Origin of the sequence: Streptomyces sp. NBC_01537, assembly GCF_045040445.1 — a bacterium.
In the GTDB taxonomy this organism is placed as follows: Bacteria; Actinomycetota; Actinomycetes; order Streptomycetales; family Streptomycetaceae; genus Actinacidiphila.
The window spans coordinates 520441-539645 of sequence record NZ_CP109392.1; the positions used below are offsets into that span (position 1 = coordinate 520441).

Annotated in this window: 18 protein-coding genes; 6 read left to right on the top strand and 12 right to left on the bottom strand. The window is 71.2% G+C overall.

The window, feature by feature from the left end:
* The first annotated feature begins 346 nt into the window (after positions 1 to 346).
* The gene (locus tag OG607_RS02650; protein ID WP_405718161.1) at positions 347 to 610 is read left to right on the top strand and encodes a hypothetical protein; all 264 of its coding nucleotides are present in this window, start codon (positions 347 to 349) and stop codon (positions 608 to 610) included.
* Between the two features lie 8 nt (positions 611 to 618).
* Here OG607_RS02650 and OG607_RS02655 read toward each other — a convergent pair whose 3' ends face one another.
* Positions 619 to 2064, bottom strand: a complete 1446-nt coding sequence (locus OG607_RS02655) for a pyridoxal phosphate-dependent decarboxylase family protein (protein ID WP_405718164.1) — start codon at positions 2062 to 2064, stop codon at positions 619 to 621.
* Between the two features lie 546 nt (positions 2065 to 2610).
* Here OG607_RS02655 and OG607_RS02660 point away from each other — a divergent pair.
* Positions 2611 to 3210 (top strand): TetR/AcrR family transcriptional regulator, encoded by a 600-nt coding sequence (locus OG607_RS02660; protein ID WP_405718167.1) that lies wholly within the window; start codon positions 2611 to 2613, stop codon positions 3208 to 3210.
* Between the two features lie 211 nt (positions 3211 to 3421).
* Here the strand turns inward: OG607_RS02660 and OG607_RS02665 are convergent, their stop codons facing one another.
* Positions 3422 to 4798: an IS1380 family transposase gene (locus OG607_RS02665; RefSeq protein WP_405718170.1), complete on the bottom strand. Its 1377-nt coding sequence runs from the start codon at positions 4796 to 4798 to the stop codon at positions 3422 to 3424.
* Between the two features lie 1135 nt (positions 4799 to 5933).
* Here OG607_RS02665 and OG607_RS02670 point away from each other — a divergent pair.
* From OG607_RS02670 to OG607_RS02680, 3 genes are read left to right on the top strand one after another with little or no spacing between them, the layout of a single operon-like run.
* Positions 5934 to 7013 carry a Rieske 2Fe-2S domain-containing protein gene (locus tag OG607_RS02670; RefSeq protein ID WP_405718172.1) on the top strand — a complete coding sequence of 360 codons (1080 nt, stop codon included), beginning with the start codon at positions 5934 to 5936 and terminating at the stop codon, positions 7011 to 7013.
* Entirely contained in the window at positions 7010 to 7189 is a 180-nt protein-coding gene (locus OG607_RS02675) for a hypothetical protein (RefSeq protein WP_405718175.1), read from the top strand. The genes OG607_RS02670 and OG607_RS02675 overlap by 4 nt, the downstream gene beginning before the upstream one ends.
* Positions 7186 to 8118, top strand: a complete 933-nt coding sequence (locus OG607_RS02680) for a PDR/VanB family oxidoreductase (protein WP_405718178.1) — start codon at positions 7186 to 7188, stop codon at positions 8116 to 8118. The genes OG607_RS02675 and OG607_RS02680 overlap by 4 nt, the downstream gene beginning before the upstream one ends.
* Here OG607_RS02680 and OG607_RS02685 read toward each other — a convergent pair.
* From OG607_RS02685 to OG607_RS02730, 10 genes are all read right to left on the bottom strand, one after another.
* A complete protein-coding gene (locus OG607_RS02685) occupies positions 8080 to 8778 on the bottom strand; it encodes a cytochrome b/b6 domain-containing protein (protein WP_405718180.1) in 699 nt (232 codons plus the stop codon). The two genes, OG607_RS02680 and OG607_RS02685, sit on opposite strands and share 39 nt — an antisense overlap.
* Positions 8765 to 9472: a molybdopterin-dependent oxidoreductase gene (locus OG607_RS02690; RefSeq protein WP_405718183.1), complete on the bottom strand. Its 708-nt coding sequence runs from the start codon at positions 9470 to 9472 to the stop codon at positions 8765 to 8767. The genes OG607_RS02685 and OG607_RS02690 overlap by 14 nt, the downstream gene beginning before the upstream one ends.
* Positions 9473 to 9569: 97 nt before the next feature.
* The gene (locus tag OG607_RS02695) at positions 9570 to 10745 is read right to left on the bottom strand and encodes a 4-hydroxybenzoate 3-monooxygenase (protein WP_405718186.1); all 1176 of its coding nucleotides are present in this window, start codon (positions 10743 to 10745) and stop codon (positions 9570 to 9572) included.
* Positions 10746 to 10750: 5 nt separating this feature from the next.
* On the bottom strand, positions 10751 to 11923 hold the full coding sequence (gene pcaD / locus OG607_RS02700) for a 3-oxoadipate enol-lactonase (RefSeq protein WP_405718188.1): 1173 nt from the start codon (positions 11921 to 11923) through the stop codon (positions 10751 to 10753).
* Between the two features lie 58 nt (positions 11924 to 11981).
* Positions 11982 to 13394 carry a 3-carboxy-cis,cis-muconate cycloisomerase gene (pcaB, locus tag OG607_RS02705; RefSeq protein ID WP_405718190.1) on the bottom strand — a complete coding sequence of 471 codons (1413 nt, stop codon included), beginning with the start codon at positions 13392 to 13394 and terminating at the stop codon, positions 11982 to 11984.
* Positions 13381 to 13941, bottom strand: a complete 561-nt coding sequence (gene pcaG, locus OG607_RS02710) for a protocatechuate 3,4-dioxygenase subunit alpha (protein ID WP_405718192.1) — start codon at positions 13939 to 13941, stop codon at positions 13381 to 13383. The genes pcaB and pcaG overlap by 14 nt, the downstream gene beginning before the upstream one ends.
* Positions 13938 to 14714: a protocatechuate 3,4-dioxygenase subunit beta gene (gene pcaH, locus OG607_RS02715; protein WP_405718194.1), complete on the bottom strand. Its 777-nt coding sequence runs from the start codon at positions 14712 to 14714 to the stop codon at positions 13938 to 13940. Before pcaH ends, pcaG begins: the two co-directional genes overlap by 4 nt.
* Positions 14715 to 14725: 11 nt before the next feature.
* Positions 14726 to 15919 (bottom strand): thiolase family protein, encoded by a 1194-nt coding sequence (locus OG607_RS02720; RefSeq protein WP_405718196.1) that lies wholly within the window; start codon positions 15917 to 15919, stop codon positions 14726 to 14728.
* Entirely contained in the window at positions 15916 to 16563 is a 648-nt protein-coding gene (locus OG607_RS02725; RefSeq protein WP_405718198.1) for a CoA transferase subunit B, read from the bottom strand. The genes OG607_RS02720 and OG607_RS02725 overlap by 4 nt, the downstream gene beginning before the upstream one ends.
* Complete coding sequence (locus OG607_RS02730) at positions 16563 to 17333, bottom strand: CoA transferase subunit A (protein ID WP_405718200.1); 771 nt, start codon at positions 17331 to 17333, stop codon at positions 16563 to 16565. The genes OG607_RS02725 and OG607_RS02730 overlap by 1 nt, the downstream gene beginning before the upstream one ends.
* 140 nt (positions 17334 to 17473) lie before the next feature.
* Here OG607_RS02730 and OG607_RS02735 point away from each other — a divergent pair, with 140 nt between their 5' ends.
* Positions 17474 to 19189 (top strand): IclR family transcriptional regulator C-terminal domain-containing protein, encoded by a 1716-nt coding sequence (locus OG607_RS02735; protein ID WP_405718202.1) that lies wholly within the window; start codon positions 17474 to 17476, stop codon positions 19187 to 19189.
* Positions 19190 to 19205: the final 16 nt, after the last annotated feature.

A 19205-nucleotide genomic window follows, 5' to 3' on the forward strand; every position in this document is an offset into this window, starting at 1 on the left:
GTGCTGACCGAGGCGATCACCGATGCCAAAGACCACGCCCGGACGGAGCGGGCGCGGACACCGTCTCGCAGCAGTCGCTGTGCCAGGCGGAGGCAAGGGAAAACGGGACACGCTCGCCGCCTCGTGCCTGGACATCGAGCACAGCCCGGCCCGCGGCCGGTGCCACACCGGCTTGCTGGAGCCGCTCACTTCCGTCGCCTGCCGGCCCACGCTGGTCATTTCCCGGTCAGCTGACAGACGGATAGTCCCGTCGCGTGTACGACCGGGGCGGGAACTGGCACCAGCTGATTCCCAGCTGGCCCGACTCAATCGTCGCCGTGCCGGAAGCCGACGCACCTCCTGGACGGTGGTGCTGAACGCCGTGCGACTCGGGCCGGCCGACGACGCCGCGGCGTTGCCCGCCAGCCAGCCCCGCAAGGCCGAAGGCCGCCTCACCGCCGCAGGCCGCTGGTATGCCCGTCTGTGGAGCTCGGTCTGCTCGCCGGTTCAGGCGGCGCCGCCAGCGCCTGCGAAGGACCGGGCCATTGCCGTCTCCGAAAGCGCGCCGCGTGCGGCAGCGCGGGACGAGGATGCAGGCTCGCCTTGCCACACGGGCCTGACCCAGACGTAGCTCCTACGTCACCCACCGCTCTGGCGAGCGGCCTTGCGAAGCGAGTCCCACAGGGTGTCGATGTGGTCGGCCAGCGTCGTCGGCGTGCCGATTGCGACGCGAATCGCGAAGTGACCGTTGACCGATGTGTGCGTGAGGAAGGAATGCCCTTCGGCATTGACCGCCTCCATTGCCGCCTTGGTGGCGGCGCCGTCGGGGCGACCGTCCCGGTCGACGAGGTACAGGCATACGAGTGCCAGTGACGGCGGGGCGGCCAGGGCGAAGCCCGGCTCGCTCTCGATCCTGCTGACCAAGGAGTCGGCCATGGCGACGTGGCCGCGGATGCTTTCGCGCAGGCCTTCCAGTCCGGCGCCGTGCACCACCGACCAGATCTTCAACGCACGCATACGACGGCCCAGCGGGACCTGCCAGTCGCGGTAATCGACGACTTCGCCCGATTCCGTCGCAGCGTTACGCAGGTACTCCGGCGTGATGGACAGCGCTGTCGGCAGCGCTCGGGCATCCCTCACCCACATGAAAGAGGCGTCGAAGGCGGTGTAGAACCACTTGTGTGCGTCGGTGCAGAACGAGTCGGCAAGGTCCACGCCGTCCAGGAGCCAGCGGAACTCGGGACACAACGCCGCGACTCCCGCCCACGCGGCGTCGACGTGCACCCACGCCTCGTACTCACGCGCTGCCAGGGCGACGTCCCTGACGGGGTCGATGGCACCCGTGCCGGTTGTTCCCACGGTCGGACAGACCAGGACCGGCCTCTTTCCGGCGGCTGCGTCCTCGGCCAGCATGTCTGCCAGGGTATCCGCCGACATGGACAGCGTGCCTTGCGTAAAGGGGACGATCCGCAGCGCTCGCGCGCCGAGCCCGGCCACACGCACAGCCTTGGCCAGTGACGAGTGGGTCTCGGCAGTGACGTACACCGTCTCGGTGCCGTCCACACCGTGTTCGCGCCAGTCCGGGTTGCTGCGCTGCAGCGCAGCCAGCAGCGCCACCAAAGATGCCGACGAGGCCGAATCCTGCAGCGAACCGCCTCCGCCCCCGGCGAAGGTGAACTCGCGGCCAAGGCCCAGCGCGTCCGCCAGGCCGTCTAGCAGGACCTGCTCGATCTCCGTCCCGGCCGGCGATGTTGACCAGAGCATTCCCTGCGCTCCGATCCCGCCCGATGCGATGTCACCGAGGAGCGACAGCAGCGACGCGTTCGCTGGGAAGTAGCCGAAGAATCCTGGGTGCTGCCAGTGGAGCGACGAGGGAACGACCACGTCGTTGAGCAGGGCGACGAGATCATCGCCCAGCGCCTCGGACGGTTGCTCAGGCAGTTCACGAGGAAGCTGAGCCTTCACGGAGCCCGGTGAGACATTCGGCTGCACGCGCAGGGATGGGAGCGAGGTGCGGTATTGGGCGACCCAGTCGATCAGCTGGTGGCCCTGGCGGCGGAATTCATCTGGCTCGAGATCAGGCACGCGTTGTCCTATGAGGTCGTGATGGTCATGACGAGGGCTGGACGCCTACCTGGGCGCCGGGGATCAGGTGCCCAGGATGGTGTGGCCGGTACCGGATACCGAGGGCCTCAATGCCGCGTACCGACTGGTGCCGCACCAGAGCCTGTCGTCTACAGTTGTAGATTAATAGCTTCACTGTAATCCCTTGCCGGGCTGCTGGGAAGGGGGGCGCCATGTGGACCGCTCTCACGGCCATCGGGAATGACAGCTGTTCGCCCCCGCTACGTGCGCCCCTCCCGCGAGAAGGTGGCGTAAGAGCTTCACCAGGTCACAGGGCTGGGTCTGCGGGCCACACGCCCCCCGGACTCATCCGCCGCGAGGCCCGCGAGGCCCGCGAGCTCGGCCGGCCAGCCGGATCGAGCGTCGCCGACGCCGTACGGCCGTCCACCGCTTCACGTGGGACCGATACGGCGCCTCGCCCAGCCATTGAACGTTCTCAGTTTGGCCGCAACGGTGCTGACCATAGCGACCAGCATGCAGGCGTCCACCCGTTGGTAAGGTGACACCATGCCCAAGATCGTGGACCACGACGCGCGGCGTGAAGAGATCATCGAAGCTGTATGGCGCATTGTCGCGCGGCGAGGATTCGCGGCGCTGAACATGCGGGATCTCGCCGCCGAAGCGGGATTCACCAACGGTGCGCTCGCACGATACTTTCCCGCCAAAGCAGCAATTCTGCGGGCCGCGCTGGAGCGCGCCAACACAGCCACCGAGCAGCGGGCCACCCGCACCATCGCCGGCGCCGACGGCGTGAACGCGTTCCGCAAGTTCTGCATCGAGATCATGCCCCTGGACGACGAGCGTCTCAATGAGGCCCGCGTCGTCATCGGCTTCTGGAACTACGCGGTAGCCGATGAGGAACTGATCGACGTCTACGACCAGACAATATCGCGCTGGCGCGATCAGATGCTCTCGTATCTGCGCACTGCGGCTGAAGCGGGAGAGATCAACCCGTCCTGCGATCTCGATGCGTTCTTGGACCTTGCGATGGCCACGCTGATGGGACTCCAGATCAACGCGATCTTCGCGGCTCGCCTGACCACACCCGCCCGCCAGTTGCGGATACTCGACGGACTCATCGCGGGGTTGCAGACCGGCACCTCATGATCTGAGCACGCAGACGCAGAAGTACGCACGCGTGGATCGGTTCCATCTAACCTCGATCTTTCATAGCGACCCGTCGGCTTGTCCGGCGGGCCGTTTTGGCTTGTTGGGCCGGTCGCGGGCAGGGTGAGGGCCCGTCTGTCGCGTCGGGTGGGCGCCGGGTTCCACGGCTCCGGCCGTTGGAGTGCTCGTCGAGATGGGGCTTTGCCGCTGGTCAGCCGGGCTTCGGGAGGGCTTGCAGGCGGGCGAACGCGCTGGTGATCAGGTCGGTCCAGGGCCAGTGGCGGGCGAGGCGGAGGTAGTGGCGGCGGCCTGTCGTCACGAGGTGGGCGGCGGCGGAGAACAGCCGCAGCCGTAGACGTTTGGGCTCCCAGCGGCGGACGGGCCCGGTCAGGGCGAGCATGGGCATCCAGGCCAGCAGGTCGAGCGCGATCTGGATGATCTCCAGCCAGATCCGGTTCTGCGCGGTGCCGTGCAGGGGCAGGTTGCGCAGGCCGGTGTCGCGGGCGGCGCGGATGCGGTCCTCGGCCCGGGCCCTCTGGCGGTGCCGCAGCTCCAGCCGGGCGATCGGGATGTGCTTGGTGTTGGTGGCGAACGCGGTGAGCCGCATGCCGTCGGCGTCGGTGAAGCGCAACTGCGCGCCGGGGTGGGGCCGTTCCTTGCGGACGATCAGCCGCATCCCTTTCGGCCAGCCGGTCAGGACGTCCCCGGCGAGCTCGGCGACCCAGGCACCGTCACGGACCTGGCCGCCGGGTTCGACGGCCGGCGTCCAGGCCGAAGCCGGGACCTTCAGCACGGCCTGGTGAACCGCGTCGGTGATGGTCATCCCCACCGAATACGACAGCCACCGGCCGCGCGTGGAAAGCCAGTCGAGGAACTCGTGGGTGCCTCCGGCGGAGTCGGTGCGGACCAGGGTGGCTCGTCCGCGCCGGTACTTCTTCGGCAGCTGGGCCAGGGCCAGGCGGGCGATGTCGATGTGGTCGGCGGCGGTGTTGCTGCCCGCGTTCCCCGGCCGCAGCAGACCCGCCACCGGTTCCCCGGATCCTTGGTGACCGTGGTCGACGAACGCCAGCAGCGGGTGATGCCCGAAGGTCTTCTTCCAGGTCGCGGCGGCGTCCTCCTTCTCGGAGTGCGCCAGGACCAGCACCCCGTCGATGTCCACGATCACCTCGCCGCCCGTATCCGGGGCCGCCTCGCCGGCCAATCGCCATGCGCGCTCGCGGACTTCGGCCCGTGCCCGGCGGATGGCCGCCAGCGCACGGGGACCGGCCGCGGCCAGCACACCGATCAGGCGGGAGACGGTCGGATCGGAGGCAACCGGCCCGAACACAGCGGGCTCGGCCCGCAGCACGCCGATGTCCGCCAGGCAGTCCCCGCCCAGGGCCACGGCAAGCGCGACGTCCAGCAGTACCTTCCCGGGATCATGCACGGCGCGGGCCTTGCGCCACGGCACCAAGGCCGTCGACATCGCCGCATCCAGCCCAGCCTTGCGGGCCGTCTCGACCAGCAGGACGGCCCCGGCCTGCGAAACAACGCCGCGACCCCCGCCCTCGACGCGGACACGCGGGTACAACCCGATACGATTGCTCACCTGGAAAGTGCCTCCGACAGGCGCGGGAACAAGGGCCTAGACAATCCTTATTCTTGCTGGTCAGAGGCACTTTCTGCTCATCTGACCACCCGTCGGACAAGCCGCTCAGGTGACTCCGCGAGGTTAACTACGCGGAGCCGATCACGCGAAGGTGATGAGGCAAACGACCCTGACCGCACCCCGGGTCCCGTTCTTTACCGTGCGGGCGACCTCATCACTGCGAGCATAGACGGACGGGGACGGCAGCCGCGGAGTGCCCGGGTGGGGAAGGCGGCATGCCGCTTCACCTGAGAAGTGCTTCCTTCCCCGCACCCAACAGGACCCTCCACAAGTCCCAATATCGCTGGTCAGAAGTACTTCTCGCAGCTGTGATCAAGCCTCGGACAGCCCGGTTCGTGAAAGCCCGAGGCTAATCCGCCCCTCGTGTCGGAGGGGGCGGAACGGAGTCTCGAGCTCACGTGGCCGGCATTCCTCTTCTGGTGACGTCCAGCATCTCCTGGAGCCGGACTGTCCAAGATCTCGCGGGACTGCACGCCGTCACCACCCTCGGCCACCCCGGGCCACCTCCGCTGCGCCTCAGCACCTACGCGACCTCGCCTCCTGCAAGACCACCACCCCATACGGAGAGCGAAACCGCCCATGGGCACATCGGCGGTGAAGGCCGAGCGCTCCCTCACTCGGAGCTTCGCATACGCCTCTCAGAGCCGGGACACGTCGCCATGCTCGCTTCAAGAATCACCCGGTCTGACCAGCAATAACACGCCGAAGAGCAGCCAGGTCGTTCAATTCGACGCGGATTCGACCCAGCACCCCCTTCCCGTCAAAGCCAACATGTTTGACCAGCGACGATGCAATTACTGCCGATGTACCACCTGAATACGGCGAGCCAAGTGCCACAAAGATCTAGAAATCGGTCATCGGGTGGCAAAGCCTGGGCACGGAAGAGACGCAATCCACCACGGGGACGCTGAGCGAGCCTGCCTCGCCCCAGCCTTCACCGAGTGCCACACTCATGCATCAACACCCGCCTTGAACAGGAAGTTCACGGAGGCACTTCCGTCCGGTGGAAGACGTATTGCGGCTCTGCGACGCCCTTCTGGACGATGTCGGCACCAGGAGAGACGGGAGTCAGCCCATGACTAAGTTCGCCAGAAACCAGTGGTACGTGGCGGCCTATGGCCGTGAGATCGGCCGGGAGCTGCTCGGACGGACGATCCTCAACGAGCCGATCGCCTTCTACCGTACGGAGGAGACGAACGAGGTCATCGCGCTGGCCGACCGCTGCGTGCACCGGCGCTTCCCGCTGTCGGCGAGCCGGCTGGACGGCGACAAGGTGGTCTGCGGCTACCACGGCTTCACGTATGACACGACCGGCACCTGCGTCTACGTCCCCGGCCAGAAGCGCATTCCCCGCACCGCGCGGGTGAGCGCGTATCCCGTGGTCGAGCAGGACTCCTTCGTGTGGGTCTGGATCGGGGACCCGGCTCTGGCCGACGCCACGACGATCCCCCGGGCGCCGCACCTGGCCGACGCCGAGAACTGGACGACGGTCGGCGGCATGGAGCCGATCGACGGCAACTACGGGCTGCTCGTGGACAATCTGATGGACCTGTCGCACGAGACGTATCTGCACGGCGGCTACATCGGCACGCCCGAGGTCGCCGAGACCCCGATGACGACCGAGGTGGACGAGGGCGCGGGCATCGTGCGGGTCAGCCGGCACATGGACGACGCCGCGTGCCCGCCGTTCTACGAGCGCTCTACGGGGATCAAGGGCCGGATCACCCGGTGGCAGGACATCGAGTACCACGCCCCGTGTCTGTACCTGCTGCACAGCCGGATCGCGCCCCAGGGGGTGCTGCCCAACGCGGACGGCACGGACCCGGACGCCTTCCACGTGGAGATCACGTACGCGATCACGCCGTCCACGGACAACAGCGTGTACGACTTCTGGGCGGTCTCCCGGGACTTCGGGCACGGCGACGAGGAGATGTCGACGTTCCTGCACGACTTCAACCGCGAGGTCGTCATGCAGGACGTCGACGCGCTGAATCTGCTGCAGAAGACCCTGGACACCGAGCCCGAGGGCTACCAGGAGCTGAGCATCAACATCGACACCGGCGGCCTGGCCGCCCGCCGCATCCTGGCCCGCCTCGCGGCGGAGGGTGCGCAGCCCCCGGTCACCGCACCGGGCGCACCGGCCGCCGCGCGATGAGCCGCCCGCACACCGCCGAGGTCTACCGCATCGACTGGGTGCCGGGGACCGACTGGCTGCACGGCATCTGCCACTGCGGGGCCGAGCGCGACGGCCAGGACCCGGTGGAGATGTGGGACTGGATGCTCCGCCACCCCCTGGGCCACGACAGCCCGAACACCGAGGAGGACCGGTGACCCCGGAACACGAGGCCGACCTGGTCGTCGCCGCCCGCAGGGACGAGGCGGCGGGCGTCGTCTCGCTCACCCTGCGCCATCCGGCCGGCGAGCCGCTGCCCGCCTGGGAGCCCGGCTCCCACATCGACCTGGTGCTCGGCGAGGGCCTGGTCCGGCAGTACTCGCTCTGCGGGGACCTCGCCGACACCGGGGCCTGGACCGTCGGGGTGCTGCGCGAGCCGGACGGGCGGGGCGGCTCGGCGTACGTCCACGACAAGCTGGCGGAGGGCGCGGCGGTGACGGTCCGGGGTCCGCGCAATCACTTCGCGCTGCGCCCGGCCGCCCGCTACCTCTTCGTCGCGGGCGGCATCGGGATCACCCCGATCCTGCCCATGCTCGCCGCCGCCGAGGCGGCGGGCGCGGACTGGACGCTGCTGTACGGCGGCCGTACGCGCGGCTCGATGGCCTTCCTGGACCGGTTGGCCGCGTACGGCGACAAGGTGCGCGTCGCCCCTCAGGACGAGAGCGGCCTGCTGGACCTGGACGCCTACCTCGGCTCCCCCGGCCCGGACACCCTGGTCTACTGCTGCGGCCCCGGTCCGCTGCTCGACGCCGTCGAGGCCCGCTGCACCGCCGTGACGGAACGCTTCCAGGCGAAGGCGGTGGATCCTGACGCTTCCTCCGACGCCTTCGAGCTGGTGCTCCAGCAGTCCGGGCTGACGCTGACCGTGCCAGGCGGGCGCAGTATCCTGCAGACCGTCGAGGAGGCGGGCGTTCAGGTGCTGTACTCCTGCACGGAGGGCACCTGCGGCACCTGCGAGACGGACATCGTCGAGGGCGAGGCCGACCACCGCGACTCGGTGCTCACCGACGAGGAGCAGGCGGCCAACGAGACGATGATGATCTGCGTGTCACGCTGCCGGGGTGCGCGGCTGGTCCTGGACCTCTGAGTCCTCGGCCCGGGCCTCGGCGTCGGGGTCCCACTTCGGGTGGTGGCGGCGCGCCCAGGCCCGGCTGACCCGGCCCGTACGCATCCCGAGGCGCGCCTCGGGATCGCGTGCGGCCATCCAGATGTGGCCGATGACGGCGGCGGCGATGGCCAGCGCCAGCCAGTCGTGGACGAAGGTCGCACCGGTGCGCCACACCACGGCCGTGAGATGCGGGAACCACATGATCAGACCGGTGCCGACCATCACCAGCGCGGCGCCGGCGGAGAAGGATGCGTACAGCTTCTGGCCCGCGTTGAACTTGCCCGACAGCCGCAGTTCCTCGGGCCTGCGGCGCAGCGCGTCCCGCAGCCAGCTCCAGTCGTGGTCGGCGAAGCGGTTGAGCAGTTTCAGATCGCGGCGGAAGGCCCGGGAGGCGAGCCCGGCCAGAGCGGGGACGGGGAGCATGATGCCCGCCCATTCGTGGACGGTGACCACGAGGCGGCGGCGGCCGACGATCTCGGCGAGGGCGGGCAGATAGAGCATCGCGGCGGTGGCGAGGCAGACCAGCATCAGCGCGGACGTGGTGCGGTGCACCCAGTGCTCGGCGGCGGTGAACCGCCGGATGACCCCCTTGGCGCCCTTGGCGCCCTGAGCGCCCTGAGCGCCCTCAGGTCGCGTCATCGCTGCGTCCGTTGGAGCGGCCGACCCAGGCGTCGACGTCGTAGCCGTAGTGCTCCCAGTAGCCGGGCTCGACATCCTTGGTGACCTCGATCCCGGACAGCCACTTGGCCGACTTGTAGAAGTACATGGGCGCGACATAGAGCCGGACGGGGCCGCCGTGGGCGGTCGTGACCGCCTTGTCCTGCATCTTGAGCGCCACGATCACATCGGCGCGGCGGGCCTGCTTGAGCGTCAGGCTCTCGGTGTAGGCGCCGTCGAAGCAGGTGAAGCGGATGGCGGTGGCGTCGTCCCGCACGCCCGCGAGGTCCAGGAGATGGGAGAGCTTCACGCCCTCGAAGGGCGTGTTGTCCACCCGCCAGCCGGTCACGCACTGGACATCGCGCACCAGGCGGGTCTGCGGCATGGCGCGCAGGTCCGACAGCCGGTACTCGGCCGCCTTGTCCACCAGGCCACTGACCTTCAGCCGGTAGGTCTCCTCGTCGCGGTGCGGGATCGAGGACGCCACCGAGTAGAAGCGGAAGCCGCCCCCGCCGGGCAGCAGCCCGGTCACCCCGGTGGGGTCCTTGCTGCTGACGGAGGACAGCACGGAGTCGATCCCGTTCTGCAGCTTGCTGCCGAACGCGACGCCTGCCGCGCCGAGGCCGAGAACGCCGAGCATCACGCGCCGGCCGACCGGCGTGCCCTGTTCTTCCATACCGTCCACACTAATGCTTGAAGTCTGGACCTCCATGATCGGCGATCGGCCGTAACGAGACGGTAAGGAACGGCTGTGAGCGACGGCTGTGAGGGGCTCAGCCGATGTGCAGCCCCGCGTAGTTCTCGGCCAGTTCCGCCGCCGCGTGCGGCGAGCCCGCGATCCGGTCCAGCTGGGAGATCTGCAGCTGGGTGTCGAAGGGGCTCTGGTCCGGGTCGGTGTGCAGGGTGGTGGTCATGAAGTACGAGAAGTGCTCGGCCCGCCATACGCGCTTGAGGCAGGTGTCGGAGTACGCGTCGAGCAGCGAGGCGGAGCCGGTGTCCTTCAGGTGGGCGAAGGCCTTGGCCAGCACGATGACGTCGGCGGCGGCGAGGTTGAGGCCCTTGGCGCCGGTGGGCGGCACGATGTGTGCGGCGTCGCCGGCCAGGAAGACCCGGCCGTAGCTCATCGGCTCGGTGACGAAGCTGCGCATCGGCAGCACGCCCTTGGAGGTGATCGGACCGCGCTGCAGGGTCCAGTCGCCGTCGATCGCGAAGCGGGCGTCCAGCTCGTCCCAGATCCGCTCGTCGGACCAGTCGGCCGGGTCGGTGCCGTTGGGCACCTGGAGGTACAGCCGGCTGACGGACGGGGAGCGCATGCTCAGCAGGGCGAAACCGCGCGGCGAGTGCGCGTAGACCAGTTCGTCGCTGGAGGGCGGGACGTCGGCGAGGATGCCGAACCAGGAGTACGGGTAGACGCGCTCGTACGTCTTCTGGATGCCGGCCGGCACGGCGTTGCGGGCGACGCCGTGGAAGCCGTCGCAGCCCACGACGTAGTCGCAGGTCAGGGTCTTGTCCTGGCCCTCGTGGGTGTAGTGGATGACGGGGCTGTCAGTGTCGGGGCCCTCGACGGACCGCACCTGGGCATCGAACAGCAGCGGTGCGCCGTCCTTGAGCTGCAGCGCGATCAGGTCCTTGCAGACCTCCGTCTGGGCGTACACCCACACCCGGCGGCCACCGGTCAGAGCCGGGAAGTCGATGCGGTGGGCCTTGCGGTCCCAGCGCAGCTCGATGCCGTCGTGGACCAGGCCCTCGCGGTCCAGGCGCTCACCGGCGCCGGACGCGCGGAGCACGTCGACCGTGCTCTGTTCGAGGATGCCGGCGCGCTGCCGCGCCTCGACATAGGCACGGTCCCGGCTCTCCAGGACGACGCAGTCGATACCGGAGTTGTGCAGCAGGCGAGCGAGCAGCAGGCCCGCCGGGCCGCCGCCGATGATGCCGACGGTGGTGTGCATGAGGATCAGTGCCCCTCTTCTTGCTGTTCTTGCTCTTCTTCGAGGATCCGGTTGGCGATGGCGAAGGCGGCGTTGGCCGCCGGCACACCGCAGTAGATGGCCGACTGGAGCAGGACTTCCTGGATCTCGTCCGGGGTGAGGCCGTTGCGCAGCGCCGCCCGCACGTGCATGGCCAGCTCTTCGTGGTGGCCGTGCGCGACCAGCGCCGTGAGTGTGATGCAGCTGCGGGTCTTGCGGCTCAGGCCCGGGCGGGTCCAGACCTCGCCCCACGCGTAGCGGGTGATGAAGTCCTGGAAGACGGAGTTGAAGGCGGTGGTGCGGGCGATCGCCCGGTCCACGTGCGCGTCGCCCAGCACGGCCCGGCGGACCGTCATTCCCGCTGCGTGCCGCGAGCCGTCGTCCGCCGGGCGGGCCGGGGTCTGTGCGAGGTGGCCGAGCAGCGCGGCCAGTACGGGCGCGGGGCGCTCGACGTTCGCCAGGTGGGCGGCGTGCGCGACCTCGGTCAGGCTCGCGCCGGGGATGCCGTCCGCCAGTTCGCGGCCGTGCGCGGGCGGCGTGGCCGGGTCCTGGCGGCCTGCGACCACCAGCGTCGGTGCGCTCACCCTCGGCAGCTCGCCGCGCAGGTCGAACCCGGCGATCGCGTCACAGCACGTCGCGTACGCCTCCGGGTCCGCCGCCCGCATGTCCGCGACCAGCGCCTCGGCCGCCTGCTCGCCCGCGAACCCCTCGGTGAACCACCGGGTGGCAGCCGAGTCCGCCACCGGGTCCGTGCCCTTCGCACGGACCAGCGCCGCGCGCTCATGCCAGCCCGCCGGCTCGCCGAAGCGGGCCGAGGTGCAGATCAGCGCGAGCGAGTCGACGCGGTCCGGGTGGTGCACGGCCAGCCAGGTGCCGATGGCTCCGCCGAGCGAGATCCCGGCGTACGCGAACCGGTCGATGCCGAGGCTGTCGGCCAGGCCGAGGACGAGGCGGCCGAGGTCGCCGACGGTCGCGCCGGCCTGGAGGAGCGACGCGGGTGAGCCGCCGTGGCCGGGCAGGTCGTAGCGGATGACGCGGTGCGTGCGAGCCAGGGCGGGGACCTGGGGGTCCCAGACGGCGAGTGACGTGCCGAGGGAGGGGCCGAGGATGAGGGGCGGGGCGGTGGCGGCGCCGTCGGTGCGGTGGTGCAGGGCTGTCATGCGGGCTCCATTTCTCCCGGAACGCTCTCCTGGGGGTGCCCCCTCTGGGGGAGTGTCCTCAATCGCCGGACGGGCTGAATGGCGCGCCGCGCCGTAGCGCGCGGTCGACCAGCTCACCGGCCGAGCCCAGGTAGTTCACCGGGTCGGTCAGGTCGCGCAGGCGCTCCTTGGGGAGGACGCCGGACAGGGCCGGCTCCTCCAGGAGCGCTTCGTCGAGTTCGAGGCCCTCTTCGACCGCGCGCCTGGTGGCCCGGGCGAGGGCGGCCTTGGCCTCGCCGCGGCCGATCAGGGCGGTGAAGGCCGCGGCGAGGTGCTCGGAGACGATGAGGCCATGGGTGGCGTCGAGGTTGTCGCGCATGCGGTGGGGGTGGACGCGCAGGCCCTCGGCGAGTTCGGCGGCGTCGCGGGCGGCGCCGCCGACGAGGCGCAGCGCTTCACGCAAGGGCTGCCATTCGGCGTGCCAGGCCCCGGCGGGGCGTTCGTCCTCGGCGGCGAGGGAGGCGTGGAGGACGGAGGCGAGGGCGGGGACCTGGCGGGCGGCGGCCGCGATGAGGGTGGCGCGGACGGGGTTGGCCTTGTGGGGCATGGCGGAGGAGCCGCCGCCGGTGCCTTCGCTCAGCTCGCCGATCTCGGTGCGGGAGAGCAGGAGGACATCCGTCGCGAGCTTGCCCAGCGCCCCGGCTGTGAAGGCCAGCGCACCCGCGAGGTCGGCGATCGGCGTACGCAGGGTGTGCCAGGGCAGCGCGGGCTCGGCGAGGCCGGTCTCGGCGGCGTACGCGGCGAGGAGCCGGGTGCCGGGGTCGCCCTCCACCACCGACCCGTCGGCCTCGGCGAAGGCTTTGAAGGCGGCCAGGGTGCCGGCCGCGCCGCCCAGCTGGGCGGGGAGGGAGGTGCGGACGGCCGCAAGGCGGTCGCGGGCGTCCAGTACGAGGGAGCGCCAGCCCGCCGCCTTGAGGCCGAACGTGGTCGGGACGGCGTGTTGCGTCAGGGTGCGGCCGGGCATCGGCGTGTCGCGGTGCTGCCCGGCCAGCACCGCGAGGCCGGCGGCGGCCCCGTCGAGGTCGGCGAGCACCGGCTCCAGGGCGCGGGCGGCGACCAGCATCGCGGCGGTGTCGAGGATGTCCTGGCTGGTCGCGCCCCGGTGGACGTAGGGGCCCGCGTCGGGGTCCCGCTCGGCGACGGCGGCCGTGAGGTCGGCGACGAGCGGGATGACGGGGTTGCCGCCGGAGCGGGCGCGCAGCGCGAGGTCGCGCACGTCGTAGCGGGCACTGTCCGCCGCTGCCGCCGTCACCGCCGCGGCGGCCGACGCGGGCGCCAGGCCGAGCGCCGCCTGGGCGCGGGTGAGGGCGGCCTCGGCGTCGAGCATGCCGCGGACGTAGGCGGCGTCGCCGGTCGCCTCCTCGGCGGCCGAGCCGGCGCGGCCGGGCGAGAGCAGCCCGGAGTCGTCGGTCGATGGCTCAGTCGAAGGCAAGGAAAACCGTCTCCTCGTCGCCTTGCAGGTGGATGTCGAACCGGTAGGTGCCGTTCGGCTCGGGGTCCGCCACCAGCGTGCCGCGTCGCTCGGGAGTCAGCGAGGCGAGCAGCGCGTCCTCGCCGTTCTCCGGGAAGTACACCCGGGTGAACAGGTGGTGGGTGAGGCCCCGGGCGAACACGCACACGCTGATGTACGGCACCTCGGGCGCTCCCGGCGGCAGGGTGCGCAGCGCGTAGTGGCCGTCCTTGTCGGTCGGCACCCGGCCGAAGCCGGTGAAGTGCACGCCGTCGCGGCCGACGAAGCCGCCGGTGGACGGGTCGCGCCGCATGGAGCCGGGGACCTGGGGGAAGGCGCCGTCGGGTCCGGCCTGCCAGAACTCGATCAGGGCGTCCGGGACGGTGGCGCCGTCGCCGTCGTAGACGTAGCCGTGGACGTTGATGGCGCCGGGGTGCCCGGCCGGGGCGACCTGCCCGCCCTCGGGGAATGGCAGGGCGTGGCCGTAGAAGGGGCCGATGGTGTGCGAGGGGGTGGGGAGCGGGCTCATCGGCCTTCCTCGATCCAGGTGGCGGACGGTCCGTCGAGGACGATGTCCCAGTGGTAGCCCATCGACCACTCGGGCTTGGACAGGTCGTGGTCGTAGGCGGCGACCAGGCGCTCGCGCGCGGCCTGGTCGGTCACCGAGTGCAGGATCGGGTCGTACGCGAACAGCGGGTCGGCGGGGAAGTACATCTGGGTGATCAGCCGCTGGGTGAAGGCGGTACCGAAGACCGAGAAGTGGATGTGCGCGGGCCGCCAGGCGTTGGTGTGGTTGCCCCAGGGGTACGCGCCGGGCTTGACGGTGATGAACTCGTAGCGGCCCTCGTCGTCGGTGAGGGTGCGGCCGACGCCGGTGAAGTTCGGGTCGAGGGGGGCTGGGTGCTGTTCGCGCAGGTGGGCGTAGCGGCCGGCGGCGTTGGCCTGCCAGACCTCGATGAGCTGGCCGCGCACCGGGCGGCCTTCGCGGTCGAGCAGGCGGCCGGTGACGGTGATGCGCTCGCCGATCGGCTCGCCGCGGTGCTGGAGGGTGAGGTCGTTGTCGACCTCGGTGATGTCCTGGTGGCCGAAGGCCGGGCTGTGCAGCTCGACCAGCTCGGGGTCGGCGATGCCGCCACTGCCCACCGCGACCAGCGGCTGCTTCGGGGAGCGCAGGATGCTGCTGCGGTACGGCGGGTAGAAGCGGCGCGCGTGGTGTTCGACGGGCGCGCCGTCGGCGAGGGCCTTCTCGTACTGGTCCTCGATCGCGGCGATCTCGCCGGTGATCTCTTCCTGGGTGGTCATCTGCTCGTCTCCTACCTTTCCAGGACGAGGGCGAGGCCCTGTCCTACGCCGATGCAGAGGGCGGCCAGGCCCGTTCCGGAGCCGGCCGACGCGAGCTGGTGGGCGACGGCTCCGGTGATCCGGGCTCCGGAGGCGCCGAGCGGGTGGCCGATGGCGATGGCGCCGCCGCGCGGGTTGACGATGGCGGGGTCGAGCTCGGGCCATTCGGCGAGGCAGCCCAGCGACTGGGCGGCGAAGGCCTCGTTCAGCTCGAAGGTGTGCAGGTCGCCGAAGCCCTTGCCGGCCTTGGCCAGCGCCTTCCTGACCGCTTCGACCGGGCCCAGCCCGAAGTACTGCGGCTCGATGCCCGCGGCGGCGGAGGCCCGGACGCGGGCGAGCGGCTCGCGGCCGGTGGCCTTCAGCCCTTCCTCGTCGACGATGAGCAGCGCGGCGGCTCCGTCGTTGAGCGGGGAGGCGTTGCCTGCGGTGACCGTGCCGCCGTTCTTGCGGAAGACGGTCTTGAGCTTGGCGAGGGACTCCATCGAGGTGTTGTCCCGGATGGTCTCGTCACGGGCGAGGTCCACACCCTCGACGGGCACGACCTCGCCGTCGTAGAGGCCGTCCTTCCAGGCTCGGGCGGCCTTCTCGTGGCTGGCCACGGCGAAGGCGTCCTGCTGCTCACGGGTGAGGCCGTGCTTGTCGGCGATCAGCTCCGCGCCCTCGCCGAGGGCGACGGTCCACTGCGGCTCCATGCGCTGGTTGACCATGCGCCAGCCCAGCGTCGTGGAGAACAGCTCCTGGTGCCCGGCCGGGAAGGCCCGCTCGGGCTTGGGCAGCACCCAGGGGGCGCGGCTCATCGACTCGACGCCACCGGCCACCGCGATGTGGGCGTCGCCGACGGCGACCGCGCGGGCGGCCTGGATGACGGCCTCCATGCCGGAGCCGCACAGTCGGTTGACGGTCGCGCCGGGGACTGAGACGGGCAGCCCGGCGAGCAGCACGGCCATGCGGGCGACGTCGCGGTTCTCCTCGCCGGCGCCGTTGGCGTTGCCGTAGAAGACGTCGTCGATGCGGGCGGGGTCGAGCTGCGGGGTGCGCTCCACGAGGGCGCGCAGGACGCCGGCGGCGAGGTCGTCGGGGCGTACGGAGGACAGGGCGCCGCCGTACTTGCCGACGGGGGTGCGGACGGCGTCGACGATGTACACATCGCGGAGCTGCTGGCTCATCGCTCGGCTCCTTCGGCGATACGGACCTTGGCGGCGGTCTTCTCGGTGATGGTCTGGGCGGTGACGCCGGGTGCGGTCTCGACGAGCACCAGGCCGTCCTCGGTGACATCCAGGACGCCGAGGTCGGTGATGATGCGGTTGACGCAGGTCCTGCCGGTCAGCGGCAGCTCGCACTCCTCCAGGATCTTCGGGCTGCCGTCCTTGGCGGTGTGGGTCATCGTGACGATCACGCGGCGGGCGCCGTGCACCAGGTCCATGGCGCCGCCGATGCCGGTGACCATTTTCCCCGGGATGGCCCAGTTGGCGAGGTCGCCGCGGGCGGATACCTGCATGGCGCCGAGGACGGCGGTGTCGATGTGGCCGCCGCGGATCATCCCGAAGGACAGGGCGGAGTCGAAGAAGGAGGCGCCGGGCAGGACGGTGACGGTCTCCTTGCCGGCGTTGATCAGATCCGGGTCGACCTCGTCCTCGTACGGGAAGGGGCCGGTGCCCAGGATGCCGTTCTCGGACTCCATGACGACCTCGACGCCCTCGGGGAGGAAGCCGGGGATCAGGGTGGGCAGGCCGATGCCGAGGTTGACGTACTCGCCGTCGGACAGCTCCAGGGCCGCGCGGGCGGCCATCTCGTCTCGCGTCCAGGCCATCAGGCCGACACCTCCCGGGCGGTCACGGTGACCTTCTCGATCTTCTTGTCGGCGGCCTGCTCGGGAGTGAGCGCGACCACGCGCTGCACGAAGATGCCGGGCAGGTGGATCTGGTCGGGGTCCAGCTCGCCGGGTTCGACCAGCTCCTCGACCTCGGCGACGGTGATCCGGCCCGCCATGGCCGCGAGCGGGTTGAAGTTCTGGGCGGACTTGTTGAAGACCAGGTTGCCGTGCCGGTCGCCCTTGGCGGCGCGTACGAGGGCGAAGTCGGTGACGATGCCGCGCTCCAGGACGTATTCGGCGCCGTCGAACTCGCGGACCTCCTTGGGCGGGGAGGCCAGGGCGACGCCGCCGTTGCCGTCGTAGCGCCAGGGCAGTCCGCCGTCGGCGACCTGGGTGCCGACGCCGGCCGGGGTGAAGAAGGCCGGTATGCCGCAGCCGCCGGCGCGCAGCCGCTCGGCGAGGGTGCCCTGCGGGATCAGTTCGAGCTCCAGCTCGCCACCGAGGTACTGGCGGGCGAACTCCTTGTTGCCGCCGATGTAGCTGCCGGTGACGCGGGTGATGCGGCCGGCCGAGAGCAGCACGGCCAGGCCGGACTCCATGGCGCCGCAGTTGTTGGAGACCACGCTGAGCCCGCTCACGCCGGTGTCGTAGACGGCCTGGATCAGTGTGTTCGGTACGCCGCTGAGACCGAAGCCGCCGACCGCGAACGACGCTCCGTCGCGGACGTCTGCCACGGCCTGTGCGGCTGTGGCGACCACCTTGTCCATTCGCCCGCCTACCCTCTTGTTCGTCCAGTGAACTTTAGTTCACAATTGCTTACGCCAGAGTCTGGTCCGCGGGCGTCGGCTCTGTCAACGTTTCGCGCCAGTAGGGTTTCGACGAGATTTCCGCAGAGTGGAGCGCCCCCATGTCATCGCCGCCATCGCCGTCCCCCACCGCCGGTGCGGCCGGTGCGGCCCCGCCGCCGGAGGCCGTGGGCCCGCTGATCCGCGGCCTGGCCGTGCTGCGCGAGCTCGCCGCCGCCGACGGGCGGCGCTCCGTGGGCGATCTCGTACGCGCCACCCGCCTGGCCCGCTCCACCGTCGACCGGGTGATCAGCACCCTGAGCCGGACCGGCTATCTGCGGGTGGAGGGCCGGGACGCCGTCCTCACCCCGCGGCTGATGGAGCTGGGCAACGCCTACCTCTCGTCGTGCCGGCTGCCCGATCTGCTCGGCCCGCTCGCGGACGCCCTCGCCGACGGCCTCGACGAGTCGGTGTCGATCGCCGTGCCCGACGGGGACGGGGTGCGCTTCGTGCACCAGGCCACCCGGCGCCGGGCGATGTCGCTGACCTTCCGCATCGGCGACCTGCTGCCCGCCGAACGCGGCGCGCCCGGCGCGCTGTTCGCCGCCCGGTGGGGCGAGGAGGACTGGCGGCGCTGGCGCGGGCGGCGGGCGGCGGACCCGCGGGACGCCGGCTTCCCGGCGGTGCCGCACGGCCGGACGGACGCCGCGGCGTCGTTCGAAGAGCGCGCGGCCGCCGCGCGGGAGCAGGGCTGGTCGGCGGACGACCAGCTGATCGAGCCGGGGCTGGTCGCGGTGGCGATGGCCGTGCGGGACACCGGCGGCGCGCCCGTCTGCGCGGTGAGCGTGGTCAGCCACACCAGCCGGCACAGCGCGCGGTCGCTGCGCGAGGCCGTGCTCCCCCGGCTGCGGGACGCCGTGGAGGCGATGGCGGACGCTCTGGGGCCTGTCGGTGAAGGGCGGCCCGCCGCTCCCCCGGCCCCCGGATCCGCGCCCGCCTCATGGACCCGCGCCTCCAAGCAGGAGCTCGGCCCGGAGTTCGTCGAGTCGCTGGCACGCGGGCTGACCGTCCTCACCGCCTTCGACAGCGCGGCCGGCGCGCACGGCGGACGCGCCGAGCTGCCGCTGACCGCCGTCGCCGAGGCCACCGGCCTGGCCCGCGCCACCGCCCGCCGCGCCCTGATCACCCTGGAGCACCTCGGCTACGTCGAACGGGCTCCCCGCGACCCCCGCCTGCACCGCCTGACCCCGCGCGTCCTGGAGCTGGGCTTCGCCCACCTGTCCGGGCTCACCCTCCCCCAGATCACCCAGCCGCACCTGGTCGAGCTGGTCGGGCGGGTGCACGACTCCGCCTCGATGGCCGTCCTGTCCGGCGACGACATCCAGTACGTGGCCCGCGTCCCCACCGTCCGCATCATGAGCGTCAACATCACGGTCGGCACCCGCTTCCCCGCGTACGCCACCGCCATGGGGCGCGTGCTGCTCGCCGGCCTGCCCGGGCCCGAGCGCGCCGGGATCCTCGCCCGCACCGAGCTCCAGCCGCTCACCCGGCACACCGTCACCTCGGCCGCCCGGCTCGGCGAGATCCTCGACCGGGCCGGCGAGGACGGCTACGTACTCGTCGACGAGGAGCTGGAGGAGGGCCTGCGCTCGATCGCCGTCCCCGTCCACGACCGCACGGGCCGGGTCGTGGCGGCCGTCAACGTCTCCCTGCACGCCGCCCGCAGCACCCCCGAGCACGCCCGCGAGGACCTGCTGCCGCCGCTGCGGGAGACGGCGGCGCGCATCGAGGCCGACATGCAGGTGGCGGGTCGGTACGGGCGGATCGCCGCCGGCTGACCGCGCGGCGCGCGCA

What these genes read in the sequence shown, in the direction of transcription:
- OG607_RS02660 (WP_405718167.1), top strand. Translation starts at nt 2,611, where the DNA reads ATGCCCAAGATCGTGGACCACGACGCGCGGCGTGAAGAGATCATCGAA.
- OG607_RS02670 (WP_405718172.1), top strand. Translation starts at nt 5,934, where the DNA reads ATGACTAAGTTCGCCAGAAACCAGTGGTACGTGGCGGCCTATGGCCGT.
- OG607_RS02675 (WP_405718175.1), top strand. Translation starts at nt 7,010, where the DNA reads ATGAGCCGCCCGCACACCGCCGAGGTCTACCGCATCGACTGGGTGCCG.
- OG607_RS02685 (WP_405718180.1), bottom strand. Translation starts at nt 8,778, where the DNA reads ATGACGCGACCTGAGGGCGCTCAGGGCGCTCAGGGCGCCAAGGGCGCC.
- OG607_RS02690 (WP_405718183.1), bottom strand. Translation starts at nt 9,472, where the DNA reads ATGGAAGAACAGGGCACGCCGGTCGGCCGGCGCGTGATGCTCGGCGTT.
- OG607_RS02695 (WP_405718186.1), bottom strand. Translation starts at nt 10,745, where the DNA reads ATGCACACCACCGTCGGCATCATCGGCGGCGGCCCGGCGGGCCTGCTG.
- pcaD (WP_405718188.1), bottom strand. Translation starts at nt 11,923, where the DNA reads ATGACAGCCCTGCACCACCGCACCGACGGCGCCGCCACCGCCCCGCCC.
- pcaG (WP_405718192.1), bottom strand. Translation starts at nt 13,941, where the DNA reads ATGAGCCCGCTCCCCACCCCCTCGCACACCATCGGCCCCTTCTACGGC.
- pcaH (WP_405718194.1), bottom strand. Translation starts at nt 14,714, where the DNA reads ATGACCACCCAGGAAGAGATCACCGGCGAGATCGCCGCGATCGAGGAC.
- OG607_RS02720 (WP_405718196.1), bottom strand. Translation starts at nt 15,919, where the DNA reads ATGAGCCAGCAGCTCCGCGATGTGTACATCGTCGACGCCGTCCGCACC.
- OG607_RS02725 (WP_405718198.1), bottom strand. Translation starts at nt 16,563, where the DNA reads ATGGCCTGGACGCGAGACGAGATGGCCGCCCGCGCGGCCCTGGAGCTG.
- OG607_RS02730 (WP_405718200.1), bottom strand. Translation starts at nt 17,333, where the DNA reads ATGGACAAGGTGGTCGCCACAGCCGCACAGGCCGTGGCAGACGTCCGC.
- OG607_RS02735 (WP_405718202.1), top strand. Translation starts at nt 17,474, where the DNA reads ATGTCATCGCCGCCATCGCCGTCCCCCACCGCCGGTGCGGCCGGTGCG.